The organism is Pedobacter chitinilyticus, assembly GCF_003313385.1.
GTDB lineage: Bacteria > Bacteroidota > Bacteroidia > Sphingobacteriales > Sphingobacteriaceae > Pedobacter > Pedobacter chitinilyticus.
The window spans coordinates 392,365-410,667 of sequence record NZ_QMHN01000005.1 but is presented as its reverse complement, the minus strand read 5'-3'; the positions used below and the strand labels follow the sequence as shown (position 1 = coordinate 410,667).

The window sequence follows — 18,303 nt, the reverse complement described above, 5'->3', positions numbered from 1 at the left end:
TTTCCCCTCAAAGAAGAGAATGCCGAGACACTGTGCAAAGGGTCAACAACCAATGAGCAAATGCTGTTGAACATTAGGATTAACTACTTTCGTTTAGCGTGGCTATTGCTGTTTTTTTTCTTTTTTCTGCTCATGTTGCAGATTACACTACGCTATTTACCTGTTAGTAGTGACATTGCCTTTTTGCAGATTAAACAAACAGAAGTAGAAGGCATCAGGCTTTATCTTCCCATTTTTTACATCCACGTATTTAGCGCTATTTTTGTATTGTTAGCAGGCTTCACTCAGTTTAACAAAACACTGTTAAATAAACACGCCAAATTACATCGAAAACTTGGTTACCTCTATGTTGTATTGGTTTTGCTATTTGCTGCACCTTCGGGCTTATTTATTGGCTTTTTTGCCAACGGCGGGCTAATTGCCAAAGCTGCTTTTAGCATTTTAGCGGTATTGTGGTTTTGGTTTACGCTAAAAGCAGTTTTATTAGCCAAAAAGCAGGAATTTAAAGCGCATTACAACTTTATGTTACGCAGTTTTGCATTAACTTGCTCTGCCATTACCTTGCGCCTATGGAAGGTTATTTTGGTATATTTATTCCATCCAGCACCTATGGATGTGTATCAAATTATTGCGTGGCTTGGTTGGATACCAAATTTACTTTTAGTAGAATGGATGATCAGAAAGAAATACTTAAACCTCAAATGAATAAAATGAAAAATCTTGTTATCGCCTTTTTATCAATCTTAACGCTTGCTTCCTGCAATAGTAACGACAAGAAGACCGAAAAAAACGCTGTTGATTCGACAGCAACCGTAAATACTACTTATGATCATGTATTAGGCATGTGGGTAGGTGATTTTGTTGCCGAAGAATATCGAGAGGATTCCTACAGTGAAAATAAAATCACCTTGGTTATTAAAAGCATTGATAAGGATAAAGTAATTGGCCGAAGTGTGGTAGCGGGAAATGATAGACCTTTACAAGGAACACTTACAGATTCTGGCAATAAAATCAGTTTTGTAATGGATGAACCTGGCGACCAAAAGTATGATGGGCGATTTGAATTTGAGCTACGCAATGATACTTTAGTTGGCACATGGAAGTCGTATAATCAGGAAATTAATGTCACCAAAAGATCTTTCAAATTGCTGAAAAAAGTTTTTGCCTATAATCCTAATTTAATGTTAGATAAAGATGGTGAGTACGTTGACTGGCAATCTAGTAAAGTTGAAAAGGTAATTGATACCGTCGACGGAGAAGCACAAACCCACACAAATGAATATTATAGAAGTGCTTCTGACGCCGTTTTCACTATCAACTCGTCTACTCAAGAACTCAAAGAAAGTGATTTAAAAAACCTGCGTAAACTAGATTTACAAATATTAAGAAACACCATTTTTGCCCGTCACGGATATTCATTTAAAAAGAAGACTTACAGACAGTTTTTTGACTACGCAGATTGGTATATTCCAGTAAGCAATGATGTAAACGGCACACTTACAGCACTGGAAAAGAAGAACATCAAATTGCTAGAACGATTTGAAAAGTATGCTGAAGATAATTACGACAGTTTTGGAAGATAAAAAAATGGGGAGTTAATCTCCCCATTTCCATTCGCCAGCAATTTTTAGTGGCTCTTTAAGTTTTTGACTTTCCAAAAATGCTTTTAAATCCGCATCAGAGAATCTAGTCACTGGAATAGTAGGTGTGTTGGCTAAAGCATAAGTCAACATGGCCGAATAACGCACGGTATTTTTCATCCCTTGTTCATCCACCAAGTGGAAACCATCGCCATCCGAATGGTAAAAAGGTCCTGAGTTATTTGGCAATTTACCACCAGCGCCTCCACCCGTTGGGATACCTTCCAGCATAAACGGTTGGTGGTCGCTATGCAAGCCCGCTCCTGCATGGAAAAGATTTTTAAAGCCTGTATCAATTTTTACCACTTCGGCACCCCAGCTTTTAAATAGTGGTTCCATCTCCTTTCTCGAAGTAGAAAATCCTTTAGGATCATTGGTCATATCATAGTTTAACATAAAACGTACTTGACCCAAAGTTTTATCTTTTAAGCCCTGAGCCACGTAGGCTTTTGAACCTAATAAACCTTGCTCTTCGCCCATAAACATCACAAATTCAACGGTACGTTTAGTCTGTAAATTCAACATTTTAAAAGTTCTGGCCATATCAATGATAGAGAAAGAACCAATACCGTTATCGATAGCTCCTGTGGCTAAATCCCAACTATCTAAATGTCCACCTACCACAATTTTTTCATTGGGCAAGGTAGTGCCTTTCAAAGTAGCAATCACGTTTCTGGCTTTGATCATTCCCGAAAAATTGGTCATGGCGATCTGTGCAAATTGCGGACCTGTTTTCAGTTTTGCCTTTAAAGCTATCCCGCTCTCCAAACCAATACAAACCGCTGGAATAGGAATTAATTTGCCAGTAACCGATGCCGTTCCAGTAAGCAACACACCACCTTCTACCTTGTTAATGATGATGACACCAGACGCACCATATTTAGTAGCAATAGCAGTTTTTTCAGAACGATGCAGAGAGGCTGTACCTGCTGGAGAACCTGGAAGCACTCCGATATAAATCAATGCAATTTTGCCCCTCACATTATCCTTTACAGGTTCGTAGTCGGCCTCTAAACCATTTCCTACATCTATGATCTCCGCAGTTACATTTGACCTTACTGGCGAGTGTGCCAAAGTCACCGCTTTAACTGGCGACAAATTTGTTCTATCGCCACCAATTTTAACCGATAAGGTTTTTCGGTCCCAACTTTCTACTTCAAATGGCTGATAACGCACATCGAAACCGTATGATTTCAGAAGATTGAAAGCAAATTCTTCGGCTTTTGCACCATTGGCAGAACCTGTTAGGCGATGTCCAATTTTATCGGTGGCACTCTTCAGGTTTTTATATGCCTGTGAATTTGATTGTACTTCAGTGTTAATTTGCTTAAAAACGGCAGAAAAGTCTTGAGCCCTTGCACTTAAGAAAGCGCAAGCTAGACCCGCAATAAGGGTTAGTTTCTTCATTGAGTAATTATAGTTTAGCTGAATGAAATTAACACTTTATTATCACAACTATGGTCTATAGTTTAAATTTTACAATTTGCTCATGGCTTTCTCAGTTAGTTTTGATTTCTTACTGATTAGATACCAAATAGTCATTGCGAAGAGGTACGACGAAGCAATCTCAGTCACTTCTTAAATGAATACTTATCTATATCCGCTGAGTCAGATTTCTCTTCGTCGTTCCTCCTCATCGAAACGACGTGTAGGGGAGCGCCATTTCGGTGACGAGGTGTATAAACTAATTACTTGGTGGAGGTAAGAAAGTTTTATCACTTTGTTTCTTCGTATAATATCTGATGACAAAGAAAGCACCCAAACCAACCGTAAAAAACAACCAAAACCTAGACAGAAACAGAATAAATTCTTTGAAATATATCCATCCATCCACAAAATTCAGGGCTAGTCTATTAAAAAAACCTGGTTGGTAATCATACAGATTATCATTCGCTACAGTCATTGTTTTAACCGTATTGTCTTGATAAAAGCTAAGCGTAATCGTGCTAAATTTAACTTGTTTGTCGATACTCAGGTTTTCGATTTTCTTGTTCACATAATCATCCTTGATGTAAAGTGAACTTTCTACGTTACTTCCCTTTTTAGTCCCTACCTTTTTAATCTGCTCTACTGCTTCTTGCCTATTGGCAGATTTCATGGAGTTTTCTAAATAGGATAAGCTTTTATCTTCCATTTTCAACGACTGGTTATCTACAAATACCGCCATACCAGCAATTTGATCAGTAAATTCATCTAGCTCCGCAGATGGAATTCTAGCCACTAGATAACCTTCTTTTCGATAAGCGGTAATTTCTTTTAGTGAGTCGGCACTTAACTTAACTTTTTTGGTATTCTGAATGCTGCTATTTAAGGAAAATTCCATCACCAAACCACCTTGCTTTTTTATGGTATTACTCAGCTCAGCTTTGGTGCGCTGTACATCTTTTACCCTAAAACGCATATCAGCGGTTTTGATCATTTTCTCCACTAATTGATTATTAGATACGGTATCTAAAGCTTCTGTAGAAGCATAATCAGTGCTTTCAGCTTTATGCTCGGCATTACAGCCTGCAAATACAATTGCAGCCAATGCCACGATGGCAAAATGTCTTTTCATTTTGTTAATAGGTTTTAAGTGTAGAACTTATTCCTTTCACAAAATTGTCTTAAGCATGCTATTTCCTTAAGGCAGACAATTTGTTTCGAGGTTTAATTTGATCTCTTTTTAGCTTAATGCTAAAAACGCTTGAAGGTAACCCATTTCAGTTTTCAGTTTGCGGTTTTCAATTTGGGACAAATAAAAAAATCCCCTCATAGCAATGCTATGAGGGGATTTTTCATCTATAAATTTTATTAATTTATTTTGCGTTTAAAATTTTGAAGGCCGTAACGCAGCACATTACAAAGCCAAAAGCTAAAATAGCCCATGAAACTAATGAAAGTGTCAAAGAGTCAAAAGCGAAGCGCAAAAATACTCCAACTACAGTTACAACTGCCCATAAAGCAAGTGAAGAATAAATAGCCGAATCGTTGGCTGTTTTCATGCTGTTTTCTCTTTCTTTAGCATCCATGTTTTATCGTTTTAATTTTGTCTTGCGCAAAAATAATATTTCTTCTACAAATAATACTATGGTTTAGTAACTTTTAAGTTTTTCTAAGCGTTGTTTTGCTTTTTCCTGCTCGTTAAACTTACCTTCTTTGTAAAGCAGTTTTTCCCAATCACCATACATCGGATTTGGAAGTACAATGAACTTGGTACCAAACAAGTGCTGATTGGCATCTACCTGCTCTTTGGTATCTTTCCCTTCTCTGTAAAAAACATTCGAAAAATCGCTTAAGTTATCTCCACAAAGCAGCAACACATTATATTTTTCTAATACCTTATTTCTTCTCTCCTGCTTATCCGAAGTCGTGCTTTTGGTCATTACATGTGCCTCATCAACATAAGGAAAGCCAAGTTTTTTCAAATTCTCTATAGTCGCCTTTCTATCAGCCTCATCACGGTTGGTAATATAAAAAGTTTCTACGTTTTTGCTCGCTGCAAATTTCAGGAACGACAAAGCTCCTGGAACAGTATCAGCCATTGCTTTAGAAGTCCATTCTGTCCAATGAGCAGGTACATAACTTGCCCCATGCTGAATTTCGTAACCTTGGAAACGAGAGTTGTCTATGATCGTTTCATCTGCATCTACAATTACGCAGTTAGGTTTACCATTCTGATTTTCCCATAAAGCCTCTTTTAGTGATAATCTAGCAAAGTTATAAGCCTGAAAAGCCAAAGCTCGGTACTCGCCACTATATTGCTGCCATAGCACAGCATTTGTCCAATCTCTCTCAGGCGCTATTCCCTTTTGTGCTGAAGCTAAAGTTGGAACAGCCAACAATGCAATCATTAAAAATCTAAATCTCATATCCGATAAATAAAAAGCCAAAATTATAAAGTATAAAGTTAAAAAGCCATGTCAATTATCAAATCATTTAAAGTAGTAGAATGCTGTTACGTCAAGAACATGCCTCTATCGGCTTTTGAAACAAATATAGATTTGATGTTTTGATACGCTTGTTTAAATGTGGTTGGAATTTTTACCTTTTTATTTTCATTCCACTTAAATTCTACCGCTAGTATTTGATCTGCCTGCTGTTCTATGTAGTCTATTTCTTGCTGTTGTGTAGTACGCCAAAAAAAGTATTTTACATCTTTCTGATTCTGATATAGGTATTTTATTCTTTCAGAAATCATATAATTTTCAAAAAGAGCGCCTACATCATTTCTATTCGCCATAGGATTAAAGTTTCTTGTGATGGCGTTAATGATACCAGTATCATAGAAATAAATCTTTCTTCCTTTCTTTATCTCGTTACGTACATTTCCAGAAAAAGCTGGCAAAGAGAACACTACAAAAGCCTTTTCTAACAGATCGATATAACGTTCTACCGTTTTTTGATCAGCTTTTACCAATTGTGCTAGTTCAGAAAAATTTACTTCACTACCAACCTGTAATGCCAAAGCTTTTACTATTTTTTCGAAAAGCATTGGCTTTTTCACATCTTCCAAAGTAAACAAGTCCTTATATAAATAACTATCTGCCAATAGCTTTAAATGCTCTTCTGCATTCTTCTCATCATTAATCACTTCGGGATAAGAACCATAACGTAGCCTTTGCTCCAACAACCTTTCTTCGGTTAAAAAATCTGTATTATCCACTAATTCTGCATAGGAAAACGGCAATAACATCATCTCATACTTGCGTCCAGTTAAAGGTTCATTTATTTTTCCACTAAGCTCAAAAGCTGATGAACCAGTAGCTATTACTTGAACATGTTTAAATCTATCTACAATAATTTTAATAAACAGGCCAACCTCATTGATACGCTGAGCTTCATCTATAAAAAGTATTTCGTAACCCTCTAACAGTCTCTCCAATTGCGCTGCATTAGGACTAAGAAGATTAGCTCTTACATCTGCATCATCTCCATTAAGATACAAAGTTTTTTTATTGACTTTATTTAGCAATTGTTCTACAAAGGTAGTTTTACCTACCTGTCGTGGACCAAACACAATAAAGGCTTTGCCCTTAAATAGTCGAGCAATAGCATAATCAAGCTGCTTTCTTACAAACATTATAAATTATCTTTAAACAAAAGTATAATAATTTCAGATTACAATCCAAAAAAAACATAATAATTATGGATTACAATCCAAAAAAAACATAATAATTATGGATTATAAAAAGTAAATTCAACAAAAAACCCTCACCGAAAAACGATGAGGGTTTAATATTTTAATGGAATTAGTTCAATGAACTAATGAACCAAAATTATCCGTTTAATGCTGCCGCACCACTTACAATCTCCGTAAGCTCTGTAGTAATTGCAGCTTGACGTGCCTGGTTATAAGCTAATTTCAACGATTTCAACAAGTCACCTGCGTTTTCTGTTGCTTTATCCATTGAAGTCATACGAGCACCATGCTCAGAAGCATGAGAATCTAGTACCGCTTTATACAACTGGATTTTGATTGATTTCGGGATCAATTGAGAAACTATCTCTTCTTGATTTGGCTCTAAAATATAATCAACGTTAGAAGCTTTGATTTCTTCTACTGCCGCCGTTTTAGGCAAAGGTAACAACTGCTCAGTAGTGATAATTTGTACTGCAGCATTTTTAAACTGGTTGTAAACCAACTCTACCTTATCAAATTCTCCTTTTTCGAAACCAGCCATAATCGCATTCGTAATTTTAGTTACGTTTTCGAAAGTAAGCGCTTGATAAACATCATTATTATTACCAATAACGTTGTAGTTACGTTTCTCGTAAAAATCTTGTGTTTTTTTACCGATCGCAACAATACTTACGTTACCTTTTTTAAGCTGCTCGCTATATTTTTCGGCAATTAAGTTATTAGTGGCCTTAATCACATTCATGTTAAACGCACCAGCTAAACCTCTGTTCGAAGATACTGTTACGATCAACACTTTATTAGGCTCTCTTTCTTCGATAAAAGGAGAGGTAGAACCCTCTAAACTTGCCGAAAGATTTCCTAAAATTTCTTTCAACTTGGTTGCGTAAGGACGTAATTGAATGATTGCATTAGTGGCACGCTTCAACTTCGCTGCCGATACCATTTTCATTGCTTTGGTAATCTGCTGAGTTGACTGCACAGAGGCAATACGATTTCTTACTTCTTTTAAATTGGCCATTCTTTTAGTTGTGTTGCGAGTTACGAGTTATAAGTTGCGGGATGTAGACCCATAACCTGTAACTCGCAACCCATAACTATTCTAATATTTACTTGAAATTTCTTTTGCTACAGTTTCCAATACACCAGTAATGGTATCATCAAATTTACCAGCTTTTAATGCCGCTAAAGTTTCTGGATGACGCAATTCTAATGCTTGTAAATAATCTGCTTCAAATTCTTTTACCTTGTTAACAGGTACGCTACGCATCAAGTTTTTAGTACCAGCGTAAACAATTGCAACTTGTTTCTCTACAGTAAATGGAGAGAACTGAGCTTGTTTCAACATCTCTACGTTACGAGCACCTTTATCTAGTACAGATTTAGTAGCCGCATCCAAATCAGAGCCGAATTTAGAGAAAGCCTCTAACTCGCGGTATTGCGCTTGGTCTAATTTCAAAGTACCAGCAACTTTTTTCATTGATTTGATTTGTGCGTTACCACCTACACGTGATACCGAAATACCTACGTTAATGGCTGGACGGATACCAGAGTTGAACAAGTTCGACTCCAAGAAGATCTGACCATCAGTAATTGAAATTACGTTAGTAGGGATATATGCAGAAACGTCACCAGCTTGAGTTTCGATAATTGGCAATGCAGTTAATGAACCACCACCTTTAACGATACCTTTGATAGACTCTGGCAAGTCGTTCATGTTTTTAGCAATATCATCGTTAGCGTTGATTTTCGCAGCTCTTTCTAACAAACGACTGTGAAGATAAAAAACGTCACCTGGATAAGCCTCACGACCTGGAGGACGTTTCAATAATAACGAAACCTCACGGTAAGCCACAGCTTGTTTAGACAAATCATCATAAACAATTAAAGCTGGACGACCTGTGTCACGGAAGAACTCACCAATAGCAGCACCAGCAAAAGGAGCGTAGAACTGTAAAGGAGCAGGCTCAGCAGCAGAAGCAGCCACAACCACAGTATAAGCCAATGCACCGTTTTCTTCTAAAGTACGTACAACGTTTGCTACTGTACTTGCTTTTTGACCACAAGCTACATAGATACAGAATACAGGGTTACCTGCTTCGTAAAATTCCTTTTGGTTGATAATGGTATCGATACAAACCGCAGTTTTACCAATCTGACGGTCACCAATAACCAACTCACGTTGACCACGACCGATAGGAATCATCGCATCGATAGCCTTGATACCAGTTTGTAGAGGCTCGTTAACTGGTTGACGATAGATTACCCCAGGTGCTTTACGCTCCAAAGGCATTTCGTAAGTTTCACCAGCAATAGGTCCTTTACCATCAATTGGCTCACCTAATGTATTTACTACACGACCTAACATACCTTCGCCAACTTTAATAGACGCGATTTTTTTAGTACGTTTAATGGTATCACCTTCTTTGATCTCGTCTGATGGACCTAACAATACCACACCCACGTTATCTTCCTCAAGGTTCAATACAATTCCTTGCAAGCCGTTAGCAAACTCAACAAGCTCACCACTTTGAACTTTAGTTAAGCCGTAAACACGAGCAATACCATCGCCCACTTGCAATACAGTACCAACTTCTTCAAGTTCAGCTTCTGATTTGAAGCCGGCCAATTGCTGTCTGATAATTGCCGAAACTTCGTCTGGTCTTACCTCTACCATAATTTTATGTTATTTTGATATCTTTTGTTGTAAATGTAATCTCTTACTCTTTTGTTATTTCAGTCCCGCTTTCCGCTTTACTTCGTGTCCGCTTCAATCGGGTTTATGTTACTTGCTGCTGTAGTTCTTAGCTTAGTTCAGTATCCGTCAAAGTTTCCTATCTAAATACTAACTACTAAATACTAAAACCTAGTTAGCGAATTCCTTTTTCAGTTTTGTCAAGCCACTAGCAATGCTTGCATCAAATTGCTTATCGCCAACCTTAAGTACAAAGCCACCAATCAAATCAGCATTTACTTTTTCCTTAATCAACACTTGGCTAGCATTCAATTCCTTTTTCACAAGGCTAACTACCTCAGCTCTGTTCGCATCAGTAAGCGGACTTGCCGAAGTCACTTCTGCAGTTACAATACCGTTAATCACGTTATATTGTTGTACAAACTGTTTAGCTGTATCGTATAAGATAGCGCTACGGCCTTTGTTCACCACCAATTTCAAGAAACTTTCGGTGATGGCATGTACTTTTCCTCCAAAAATCCCTTGCAAAATCCCTTGCTTTTTATCCAAAGGCACAATTGGGTTTTTAAGGATAGCTTCCAACTCAGAATTATCGTCTACTACCTGCTCAAAAAACACCATATCATTTTTCACCTCTTCAACAGCGTTTTGCTCTTTAGAAAGGTCTAACAATGATTTCGCGTATCTAGCTCCTGCTTTACTTGACATATATTTTAGTTGTAAGTTGTAAGTGGTAAGTTATAAGTTGCTGATCTACACCGAGCACTAAAACCTAAAACTTAAAACGTAGTACTTATAACTTAGTTTAATTCAACGTCCTTTAACAAATTGTTCACCAACTCTTGTTGCTTCGCCTTATCATCTAATTGGCTACGCAACACACGCTCAGCAATATCCAATGACAATGCCGAAACTTGGCCTTTCAATTCTGCCAAAGCTGCTTTCTTTTGGTTTTCGATTTCGATACGAGCTTTCTCGATCAATTTCGCACCTTCAGTTTGCGCTTGAGTTTTTGCTTCGTTAACGATGCTATCTTTTAATGTTTTAGCTTCTTTCAAAATTTGGTCACGTTCTTCACGAGCTTGTTTCATCAACTCTTCGTTCTGAGAACTTAAACGAGCCATTTCTTGTCTAGCCAATTCAGCTTTATTCAAAGCCTCATCAATGCTTTTTTCACGATCGTGAATACCTTTCATGATTGGTTTCCAAGCAAACTTGCCCAATAAAAACACCAACACTAGGAAAGAAATAGTATTCCACGCTAATAAACCAATTTCAGGAACTAATAAATCCATTGTATATATTTAATATTTTTTCTTTGTTAAACTTTCTTTTAAATAAGCACCTTAGCGGCAACCCCGAAAAGGTGCTTATCTTAAAATCTTTCTTTGATTAATTTGCGATCAAAGAAACTACTACCGCGAATAAAGCAACCGCCTCGATAAAAGCAGCAGCGATAAGCATAGCAGTTTGAATTTTTGAAGCGGCTTCTGGTTGACGAGCAATTGATTCCATTGCAGATCCACCGATTTTACCGATACCTAATCCAGCGCCAATTGCAGCTAAGCCTGCGCCGATTGCAGCTAATGTTCCAGTCATTTTTTTGATTTATTTATTATTGTTTAACAATTATGTTCTAATTAATGGTGCTCTTCTACCGCCATACCAATGAATAGCGCCGATAGAATAGTGAATATAAACGCTTGGATAAATGCTACCAAGAACTCGATCAAGCCGATAAACACCGCAAAGAAAATTGATGCTGGCGCAACAGCGATAGAGTTAAAGATAAAAATCAAGCATAATAGCGACATTACCAAAATGTGACCTGCTGTAATGTTTGCAAATAAACGAATAGCTAGAGCGATAGGTTTAGTAAACATACCGAAAATCTCTACAGGGATCATCAATGGCTTTAACCACCATGGCACTGGAGGGTTCAAAATGTGTCCCCAATAATATTTATTTGCTTTAAAGGTAGTGATCAAGAAGGTAGCGGCAGCTAAAACCACAGTTAAAGCAATGTTACCTGTTACGTTAGCACCTCCCGGAAAGAAAGGAACCAAACCTAACATATTGTTTAACCAGATAAAGAAAAACACAGATAATAAATACGGCATAAAAGCAGCATATTTATGACCTAAGTTTGGTCTAGCAATATCATCACGAACAAAAAGAATGATAGGCTCTAAGAAAGACTGAAGACCTTTTGGCGCTTTACCAGCTCTCTTTTTGTAACCTGCAGCAACTGTAGTAAAAACAACTACCAACACTACAATTGATAGCAACATACTAAATACGTTTTTGGTAACCGAAAAATCCAAAGGACGTGCATTGGTTACTTTCTCTTCACCTTTCTCATCAGCTACGTGAGAAACGTAAGAACCATGAGCATCAGCAGCAGCGTTTGCATAATAGATTTTGTTATGGGCAATCGCAAAACGCTGACCGTTTTTCTCTACCACAACTTTACCTGCATCATCAAACTGAAAAGCAGATGAACTAAACATCACCAAACCATTATCAGTCCAAAGAATAATTGGCAAATGAAGCGTTAAACCATGATCGCCATGTCCCCAAATGGTAAAAAAGTGACTATCACTAATGTGATGGAAAATAAATGAAGTAATATCAAATCCTTTTTCCTCTTTTCCATGCTCTTCACCGTGTGCAGCCGGAGCACTCACTTCATGGCTTTGAGCAGCCACACTATCAGCTTGCGCAAAAGCAGCAGTTCTAAATCCTAAAAACACAGAAAAAAGCGCAAAAACAACAATTAGTCTTCTAACTTTTGACACAAAAACTCGGTTATAATCCATTTACTCGCAGATTTTTACTATTTATTTTGGTGGCGCAAGTTACGTAACAAACCTAATATTTCAAAGAGGGTAAACAATAAATATAAAGAAAAAAAATTGAGGGCAAAAACCAAATCCCCCTTAACTTGTTTCAGGCTGTAAATCAACACAAAAGACATAGCGAATAACATTTTGAGGATTACAGAGCCCAAAATTGCGAAAACACCCGTTTGTGGATTTCTTTTAATGCCCAAATGAGCCAACAGATAAGCGATCAAGGTTAGTCCAGCCAAAAAACCAAAAACCAACCAAAATTGATCAGCAATAACACTTGGCAATAAGTTCTTCAACAAAACTGCCACACCAGCCAATACTAACGTATAAATAAAATAGGCAACAATAAATTTTCTTAAGCTCAAAACAGATTTTTTGTGGCAAAGTTAACCATTGGTCTATAATTTCACGATTTGTTCCTATTTAGCGATCTCACCACTTGATATAATGATGCTCCCACGCCTACTATGCCCAATATAGCGGTAAAAAGAAAATTTTCGATTCCTTGATGTTTGTCTATTTGATAACCAATAAACGCAAAAATGCCAATAGTGGCCATCATTTGAAAAGCAATCCCGGTATATTTGGCATAGCTAGATGCATTTTTATCTTTCTCCTCTTCCATTGTTTGGCTTACATTTGGTAAATTACATTTCAAATATTAAGATTATATTGCCGAATAAAATATTTTTGCAAATATTTTGTTATAGTATAAATAACTCAAAACCAATTGAACTCCTACAAAAAACATGGCTACGGAGCCTTATTGGGCTTTTTAACGCTCGCATTAATCGCAAGCTGCTCTTCTCAAAAAGACACGCTTGCCAACAGAAAACTTCAAAATCTGTCTGCAAGATATAACCTTATTTACAATTCTAATGTTTTATTGGAAGAGTATTTAGAAGGTGTTAACCAAAGTAGAATAGATAATTTTAGCAGTTTTTTGCCGCTCTACTACGCTCCTGCTATTGCCGATGCGACAACCGCTGGCAGTAAAATCAAAGAGCTTGACCTGATAGACCAAAAAGCAAGAACCATTATTGCAGAAAAGAATTATAGTAATTATATAGATGATGCCTACATCCTTTTAGGAAAAACAAATTTTCTTCAAGGCAAGTACTACAACGCTACAGCTTATTTTGATTATGTAGCCAAAGCTTATCAAAAAGACCATAACGTTTATCTCAATGCCCTTAACTGGAAAGCACGCAGTTTTATAGAACTAGATGACCTGGAAAATGCTGCAAAGATTTTAGATACGATTAAAATAGAACTTGATTCAGTAAAAAGAGAAAAATCAGAGCCTTTAGCTACCCTAGCGCAATTCAACATCATCAAAGAAAACGACAAGCAGGCTATTGATTATTTGGAGCTTGCCTTAAAAGCAGGACCAAGTTCGTTAAACAGAATTAGGTGGACGTATACCCTAGCGCAACTTTACGAGAATGAAAAAGAATATGCCAAGAGTAAGGCAGCTTACCAAAAAGTGGAAAAAAGCAACGCCCCTTTTGACATGTACTTTAATGCCAAGTTGAGCAAAATTAGAATTGCGGAAATGTTGGACGGCAAAAACTTTGACAGGAAACTACAACTTACCAGAATGCTGAAGGATGATAAGAACGTAGACTTTAAAGATCAGATTTACTATGAAATTGCCGAAGATTATTATGCCGCCGACCAATATTCCAAAGCGGAAGAATATTATAACCTTTCGGTGAAGAACAGTACCGTTAATCAAACACAAAAAGCATTATCATATTTAAAAATTGCTGATTTAAACTTTAAACACTACAGCGATTATGTAACTGCAAAACTCTATTATGACAGTACCGCTTTAACTTTACCTAAAACACATCCGCTATACGAATCAATTGCCAATAAAGCACAGAATTTGGCCTATTTACAACAACGCTACGAAACCATTAGCCTGCAAGATACGCTACAAAAAATAGCTTTACTGCCAGCTAATGATCGTGCTGTTGCGCTAAACAATTATTTTTCGGCAATGGCTCCCAGTGTAGCCAGCACCTCTACAGATCCGAATGGCACCTCTACAGGTAACGCAGGAAGAGCAAACGTAAATTATCAAAACCAAACTGGCGGCACCTTTTATTTTGCCAACTCCAATGCCGTTAGCAGAGGGTTTAATGAATTTAAAAAACGTTGGGGCAATAGAAAACTAGCACCTAACTGGCGACAAAGTGTCAAATCATCGCAAGACCAACAAGACGCACTTAGTGCAGCGGCAGACAATGGACCTGGTTCACTACCAACGAATCCAGATGCGGCGACTCCAAACAACGCCCCTCAAGACGCGAACAAAGTAACTTCTTATCTTGATTCCATTCCGCTTAGTCCAGCACAATTGGAAAAATCGAACCAAAAAATTATAGATGCCTATTTAGATATGGGTAGCTTTTACCAACAAGTATTGCACGATAAGTCAGAAGCAATCAAGACCTATCAGCTTTTGCTCAAAAGATTTCCCAACAACAACAAGTTGGACATGATTTATTACAGTTTATACTTGGCTTATCAAGGCAACGATAACGCCAAATCAAACGAGTACAAAAACTTGGTGTTAAGCAAATATCCTAATTCGGTTTATGCCAAAACCATCATCGATCCTAATTTCTCTTCGAAGCAAAATGAGCTAGAAGCTACATTGAACAGAGAATACGAAAGCCTATTCAAGAAACTACAGGAAAAAGAGTTCAAGGCTGTAATCGCTGATGCAAACAACGTTAGTCAGCGTTTCCCAGGAAATAGCATGGAGTCTCAGTATGATTACTTAAAGGCAATAGCCATTGGCCGCACGGAACATGTTGACCAGCTAATTACTGCTTTCAAGCAGATTACCGAAAAGTACCAAAACGACCGCTTAATCAAACCTTTGGTAGATGAACACTTGCTTTACATTAATGCCCATTTGGGCGAGTTCAAAAAGAGAAAGATTGCTTTGGTAGATTATGACACGAACGAAATCCCGTTTGCGGAAAACAAAACAAGGATAAGGCTAAACGAACCTATTATTGCTAATTTACTTGATCCAACAGGCAAAAAAACTTATACGCCTACACAAACTGTTGCACCAAAACCTGTAGAAGAAAAACCTGTTCAAAAACCTGTAGTAGAGCCGAAGCCTGAAGTGAAACCTGTGCCTAAGGAAGTTAAAAAGGACACGGTGATCACCAGAAAGCCAGTGGTTGAGCCTAAAAAGGATTCGGTAATTGTACCTCAACCAGTAAAGAAAGACAGTGTAATTATTCCGCCAGTAACCAAAAAGGATACCATCGTTACGCCAATAGCAGTTACGAAACCAGCGGATACTGTTGCTAAGCCTATAGTTGCGCCGCCTGTAAAAGAAACCTTGTTTAACCCTGCTTCTTCAACTACCTATTATTATGTAGTGGCGGTAAATTCGGCTGCACTAAATGTAAGTACTTCTCGTTTTGGTATTGGACAGTTTAATCGTGGCAACTATGCTGGCACCAACCTTCGACACCAGCTTAGGGAACTAAATGACGATCAATTGATTATTGTGGGCGACTTTAACAGCGTTGGCGATGTGAAACAATATGTGGAGAGCATAAAGCCTCAATTAGGCAAAATCATGAAAATTCCTGCCGCTAATTATGTTACCTTTGCCATCAGTAAAGAAAATCTAGAAAAAATCACCAATCGAAATACCCTAGAAAGGTACATTAGATATATCAGTAGCAATGAACTATAGAAAAAACAATTCATTATCTCCAGAGCTTATCAGAAAATACAATTGGCGCATTTGGAAAGTGCTTATTGCAGGCATTATTGCTTTTGCTATTTTTATCATCATGATTGGCTTTGGTGTTTTTGGAGAAATCCCTTCATTTAGAGCCATTGAGCACCCAAAAAGCAATGAAGCTACCGAGGTGATTTCTGAAGAAGGAAAAGTTCTGGGTACTTACTTTGTTAAAAACAGATCCAACGTTAACTATAGCGAAATTTCACCAAACGTGATCAATGCGCTGATTGCAACGGAAGACATTCGCTACCGTTCGCATTCGGGTATCGACTTCAAACGTACTTTTACCATTTTCTTATATGCCATCACTGGAAAGAAGCAAGGTGGTAGTACCATTACGCAACAATTGGCACTCAACCTTTTTTCGGAAGAAGGAAGAGCCAAAAATTTCGCAAAAAGGATTATCCAAAAGTTTCAAGAATGGGTAATTGCCATTAAACTAGAGCGTAACTACACCAAAGAAGAAATCATTACCATGTACTTGAATACGGTAGATTTTGGGAATAATGCTTACGGTATCAAATCTGCGGCAAGAGTATATTTCAATACTACACCCGATAAATTAACGGTGCCTCAGGCAGCGGTATTAATCGGTTTACAAAAAGGAATTACCCGTTATTCACCTACCAAAAATCCAGAACGATCTTTAGAACGTAGAAATACCGTAATGGCTTTAATGGTGAAAGAAGGCTACATTACTCAGGACGAGTTTGCAGGAGCGAAAGAAAAACCACTTAACCTACATTTTAATGCAGCAACCACCAACGATGGTATTGCCCCTTATTTCAGGGCGGTTTTAAAAACAGAAGTAAAAAAGATTTTAGAAGATCGTTCAATCAATAAAGCGGATGGTACTCCTTATGATTTAGATAGAGACGGCCTAAAGATTTATACCACGATCAATTACGATATGCAAGTATATGCCGAAGAAGCCCAAAAAGAATACATGAAGACTTTGCAGGCCCAGTTTACTAAAAGCTGGAAAGGCAGAAATCCATTTAAAGGCTTAGAAACACTCATTGATCAAGGCATTAAAAGATCTGACCGGTATAAAGCTTTAAAATTAGAAGGTAAATCAGATGACGAAATCAACACTGACTTCAACACCCCTTCTAAGTTGACTATTTTTACGTGGCGTGGCAACATTGATACGTTAATGAAACCGATTGACTCAGTTAAGTATTACAAATTGTTATTGCGCAATGCGATGATGGCCATGGACCCAAAAACGGGCAACATTAAAGCTTGGGTTGGCGGTATTAATTTCGAGCATTTCAAATACGATCAGGTAAAGATGGGTAAAAGACAAGTGGGCTCTACCGCAAAACCTTTTACTTATGCCGTAGCGATCGAAAATGGTTATTCCCCATGTTTTGAAGTACTGAATGAGCCTGTAACGATTTCTAATCCAGGTAGCCCTGATTGGACGCCACGTAATTCCGGTACGCCCCTGCCTGGCAAAATCACCTTACAAAAAGGTCTAGCCTTTTCGCAAAACTATATTGCGGCCTTTTTAATGAAAGAAGTAGGTCCAACGGCAGTAATGAACGAGATCAAAAAGATGGGAATCACTAGTGATGTACCTGCAGTACCTTCTATTGCACTGGGGACTTTTGATGCTTCTATTTATGATATGGTAGGTGCGTATGGTGTTTTTGCAAATAAGGGCGCTTGGACACAGCCTAATTTCATCACCAAGATTGAAGACAAAAATGGTGTAGTGCTTTACGAAAGCAAACCTATTATTAAAGTAGCAATGAACGAAGAAGTGGCCTATGTGATGACCCGCATGTTACGTGGCGTAATTACAGGCGGTACTGGTTCTCGCTTAAGCTACAAATACAAAATAAACGGTGCTATAGGTGGAAAGACAGGCACTACTCAAAACAACTCCGACGGTTGGTTTATGGCCATCTCTCCTGATTTAGTTGCAGGCGTTTGGACAGGCTGCGAAGACCGTGCTTTCCATTTTACCAGTACTAGAGATGGCGAGGGTGCTAATTCGGCACTGCCTATTTACGCTGGGTTTATGAAGCGAGTATATGCCAATCCAAACCTAAAGGTTACCAAGAATGATTTTGATCCGCCTACTAGCGGAGTCAACATCATTTACGACTGTAACCAATATCAGCCTCAGGAACAAACCACCACAGAGCTAGACAAAAAATTGGGCTTTTAAATTCTAAATGCCATATTGAATAGACCTCGTAAGT

Annotated in this window: 17 protein-coding genes; 4 read left to right on the top strand and 13 right to left on the bottom strand. The window is 37.8% G+C overall.

Translation table 11 applies throughout. The features are described from left to right. The first annotated feature begins 60 nt into the window (after positions 1–60). Both DUT70_RS16615 and DUT70_RS16610 read left to right on the top strand, forming a co-directional pair. On the top strand, positions 61–705 hold the full coding sequence (locus tag DUT70_RS16615; RefSeq protein ID WP_240432160.1) for a DUF2306 domain-containing protein: 645 nt from the start codon (positions 61–63) through the stop codon (positions 703–705). Between the two features lie 5 nt (positions 706–710). Then, positions 711–1,583, top strand: coding sequence for a YARHG domain-containing protein (locus DUT70_RS16610; protein ID WP_113648540.1), 873 nt, complete (start codon positions 711–713; stop codon positions 1,581–1,583). Between the two features lie 12 nt (positions 1,584–1,595). On the opposite strand, the gene DUT70_RS16605 is transcribed toward DUT70_RS16610, so the two are convergent. The 13 genes from DUT70_RS16605 to DUT70_RS16545 all read right to left on the bottom strand — a co-directional run bounded on the left by DUT70_RS16605 (position 1,596) and on the right by DUT70_RS16545 (position 12,931). After that, positions 1,596–3,047, bottom strand: a complete 1,452-nt coding sequence (locus tag DUT70_RS16605) for a M28 family peptidase (RefSeq protein WP_113648470.1) — start codon at positions 3,045–3,047, stop codon at positions 1,596–1,598. 277 nt (positions 3,048–3,324) lie between these two features. Next, a complete protein-coding gene (locus tag DUT70_RS16600) occupies positions 3,325–4,197 on the bottom strand; it encodes a DUF4349 domain-containing protein (protein ID WP_113648469.1) in 873 nt (290 codons plus the stop codon). 241 nt (positions 4,198–4,438) lie between these two features. Further along, positions 4,439–4,651 (bottom strand): hypothetical protein, encoded by a 213-nt coding sequence (locus DUT70_RS16595; protein WP_113648468.1) that lies wholly within the window; start codon positions 4,649–4,651, stop codon positions 4,439–4,441. Positions 4,652–4,714: 63 nt separating this feature from the next. Then, entirely contained in the window at positions 4,715–5,491 is a 777-nt protein-coding gene (locus DUT70_RS16590; RefSeq protein WP_113648467.1) for a 5'-nucleotidase, lipoprotein e(P4) family, read from the bottom strand. 86 nt (positions 5,492–5,577) lie between these two features. Further along, positions 5,578–6,702, bottom strand: coding sequence for an ATP-binding protein (locus DUT70_RS16585; protein WP_113648466.1), 1,125 nt, complete (start codon positions 6,700–6,702; stop codon positions 5,578–5,580). 196 nt (positions 6,703–6,898) lie between these two features. After that, positions 6,899–7,780, bottom strand: a complete 882-nt coding sequence (gene atpG / locus DUT70_RS16580; RefSeq protein ID WP_113648465.1) for an ATP synthase F1 subunit gamma — start codon at positions 7,778–7,780, stop codon at positions 6,899–6,901. A gap of 81 nt (positions 7,781–7,861) precedes the next feature. Next, a complete protein-coding gene (gene atpA, locus DUT70_RS16575; protein ID WP_113648464.1) occupies positions 7,862–9,436 on the bottom strand; it encodes a F0F1 ATP synthase subunit alpha in 1,575 nt (524 codons plus the stop codon). A 189-nt stretch (positions 9,437–9,625) separates the two neighbouring features. After that, on the bottom strand, positions 9,626–10,162 hold the full coding sequence (gene atpH, locus DUT70_RS16570) for an ATP synthase F1 subunit delta (protein WP_113648463.1): 537 nt from the start codon (positions 10,160–10,162) through the stop codon (positions 9,626–9,628). A gap of 92 nt (positions 10,163–10,254) precedes the next feature. After that, complete coding sequence (locus tag DUT70_RS16565) at positions 10,255–10,749, bottom strand: F0F1 ATP synthase subunit B (RefSeq protein ID WP_113648462.1); 495 nt, start codon at positions 10,747–10,749, stop codon at positions 10,255–10,257. 97 nt (positions 10,750–10,846) lie between these two features. Then, the gene (atpE, locus tag DUT70_RS16560; RefSeq protein ID WP_113636474.1) at positions 10,847–11,053 is read right to left on the bottom strand and encodes an ATP synthase F0 subunit C; all 207 of its coding nucleotides are present in this window, start codon (positions 11,051–11,053) and stop codon (positions 10,847–10,849) included. Between the two features lie 41 nt (positions 11,054–11,094). Then, a complete protein-coding gene (atpB, locus tag DUT70_RS16555) occupies positions 11,095–12,252 on the bottom strand; it encodes a F0F1 ATP synthase subunit A (protein WP_317047823.1) in 1,158 nt (385 codons plus the stop codon). A gap of 38 nt (positions 12,253–12,290) precedes the next feature. Then, positions 12,291–12,671 carry a hypothetical protein gene (locus DUT70_RS16550; RefSeq protein WP_113648460.1) on the bottom strand — a complete coding sequence of 127 codons (381 nt, stop codon included), beginning with the start codon at positions 12,669–12,671 and terminating at the stop codon, positions 12,291–12,293. A 41-nt stretch (positions 12,672–12,712) separates the two neighbouring features. Next, positions 12,713–12,931: an AtpZ/AtpI family protein gene (locus tag DUT70_RS16545; protein ID WP_113648459.1), complete on the bottom strand. Its 219-nt coding sequence runs from the start codon at positions 12,929–12,931 to the stop codon at positions 12,713–12,715. A gap of 105 nt (positions 12,932–13,036) precedes the next feature. Between DUT70_RS16545 and porW the strand changes: the two genes are divergently transcribed. Both porW and DUT70_RS16535 read left to right on the top strand, forming a co-directional pair. Continuing rightward, a complete protein-coding gene (gene porW, locus DUT70_RS16540; protein ID WP_113648458.1) occupies positions 13,037–16,039 on the top strand; it encodes a type IX secretion system periplasmic lipoprotein PorW/SprE in 3,003 nt (1,000 codons plus the stop codon). Further along, positions 16,029–18,269 (top strand): transglycosylase domain-containing protein, encoded by a 2,241-nt coding sequence (locus tag DUT70_RS16535; protein WP_113648457.1) that lies wholly within the window; start codon positions 16,029–16,031, stop codon positions 18,267–18,269. The genes porW and DUT70_RS16535 overlap by 11 nt, the downstream gene beginning before the upstream one ends. Positions 18,270–18,303 lie beyond the last annotated feature (34 nt).

Bases quoted from the DNA above. Each gene is read 5' to 3' on its own strand.
- DUT70_RS16615 (WP_240432160.1), top strand. From the start codon at position 61: ATGCTGTTGAACATTAGGATTAACTACTTTCGTTTAGCGTGGCTATTG.
- DUT70_RS16610 (WP_113648540.1), top strand. From the start codon at position 711: ATGAAAAATCTTGTTATCGCCTTTTTATCAATCTTAACGCTTGCTTCC.
- DUT70_RS16605 (WP_113648470.1), bottom strand. From the start codon at position 3,047: ATGAAGAAACTAACCCTTATTGCGGGTCTAGCTTGCGCTTTCTTAAGT.
- DUT70_RS16600 (WP_113648469.1), bottom strand. From the start codon at position 4,197: ATGAAAAGACATTTTGCCATCGTGGCATTGGCTGCAATTGTATTTGCA.
- DUT70_RS16595 (WP_113648468.1), bottom strand. From the start codon at position 4,651: ATGGATGCTAAAGAAAGAGAAAACAGCATGAAAACAGCCAACGATTCG.
- DUT70_RS16590 (WP_113648467.1), bottom strand. From the start codon at position 5,491: ATGAGATTTAGATTTTTAATGATTGCATTGTTGGCTGTTCCAACTTTA.
- DUT70_RS16585 (WP_113648466.1), bottom strand. From the start codon at position 6,702: ATGTTTGTAAGAAAGCAGCTTGATTATGCTATTGCTCGACTATTTAAG.
- atpG (WP_113648465.1), bottom strand. From the start codon at position 7,780: ATGGCCAATTTAAAAGAAGTAAGAAATCGTATTGCCTCTGTGCAGTCA.
- atpA (WP_113648464.1), bottom strand. From the start codon at position 9,436: ATGGTAGAGGTAAGACCAGACGAAGTTTCGGCAATTATCAGACAGCAA.
- atpH (WP_113648463.1), bottom strand. From the start codon at position 10,162: ATGTCAAGTAAAGCAGGAGCTAGATACGCGAAATCATTGTTAGACCTT.
- DUT70_RS16565 (WP_113648462.1), bottom strand. From the start codon at position 10,749: ATGGATTTATTAGTTCCTGAAATTGGTTTATTAGCGTGGAATACTATT.
- atpE (WP_113636474.1), bottom strand. From the start codon at position 11,053: ATGACTGGAACATTAGCTGCAATCGGCGCAGGCTTAGCTGCAATTGGC.
- DUT70_RS16545 (WP_113648459.1), bottom strand. From the start codon at position 12,931: ATGGAAGAGGAGAAAGATAAAAATGCATCTAGCTATGCCAAATATACC.
- DUT70_RS16535 (WP_113648457.1), top strand. From the start codon at position 16,029: ATGAACTATAGAAAAAACAATTCATTATCTCCAGAGCTTATCAGAAAA.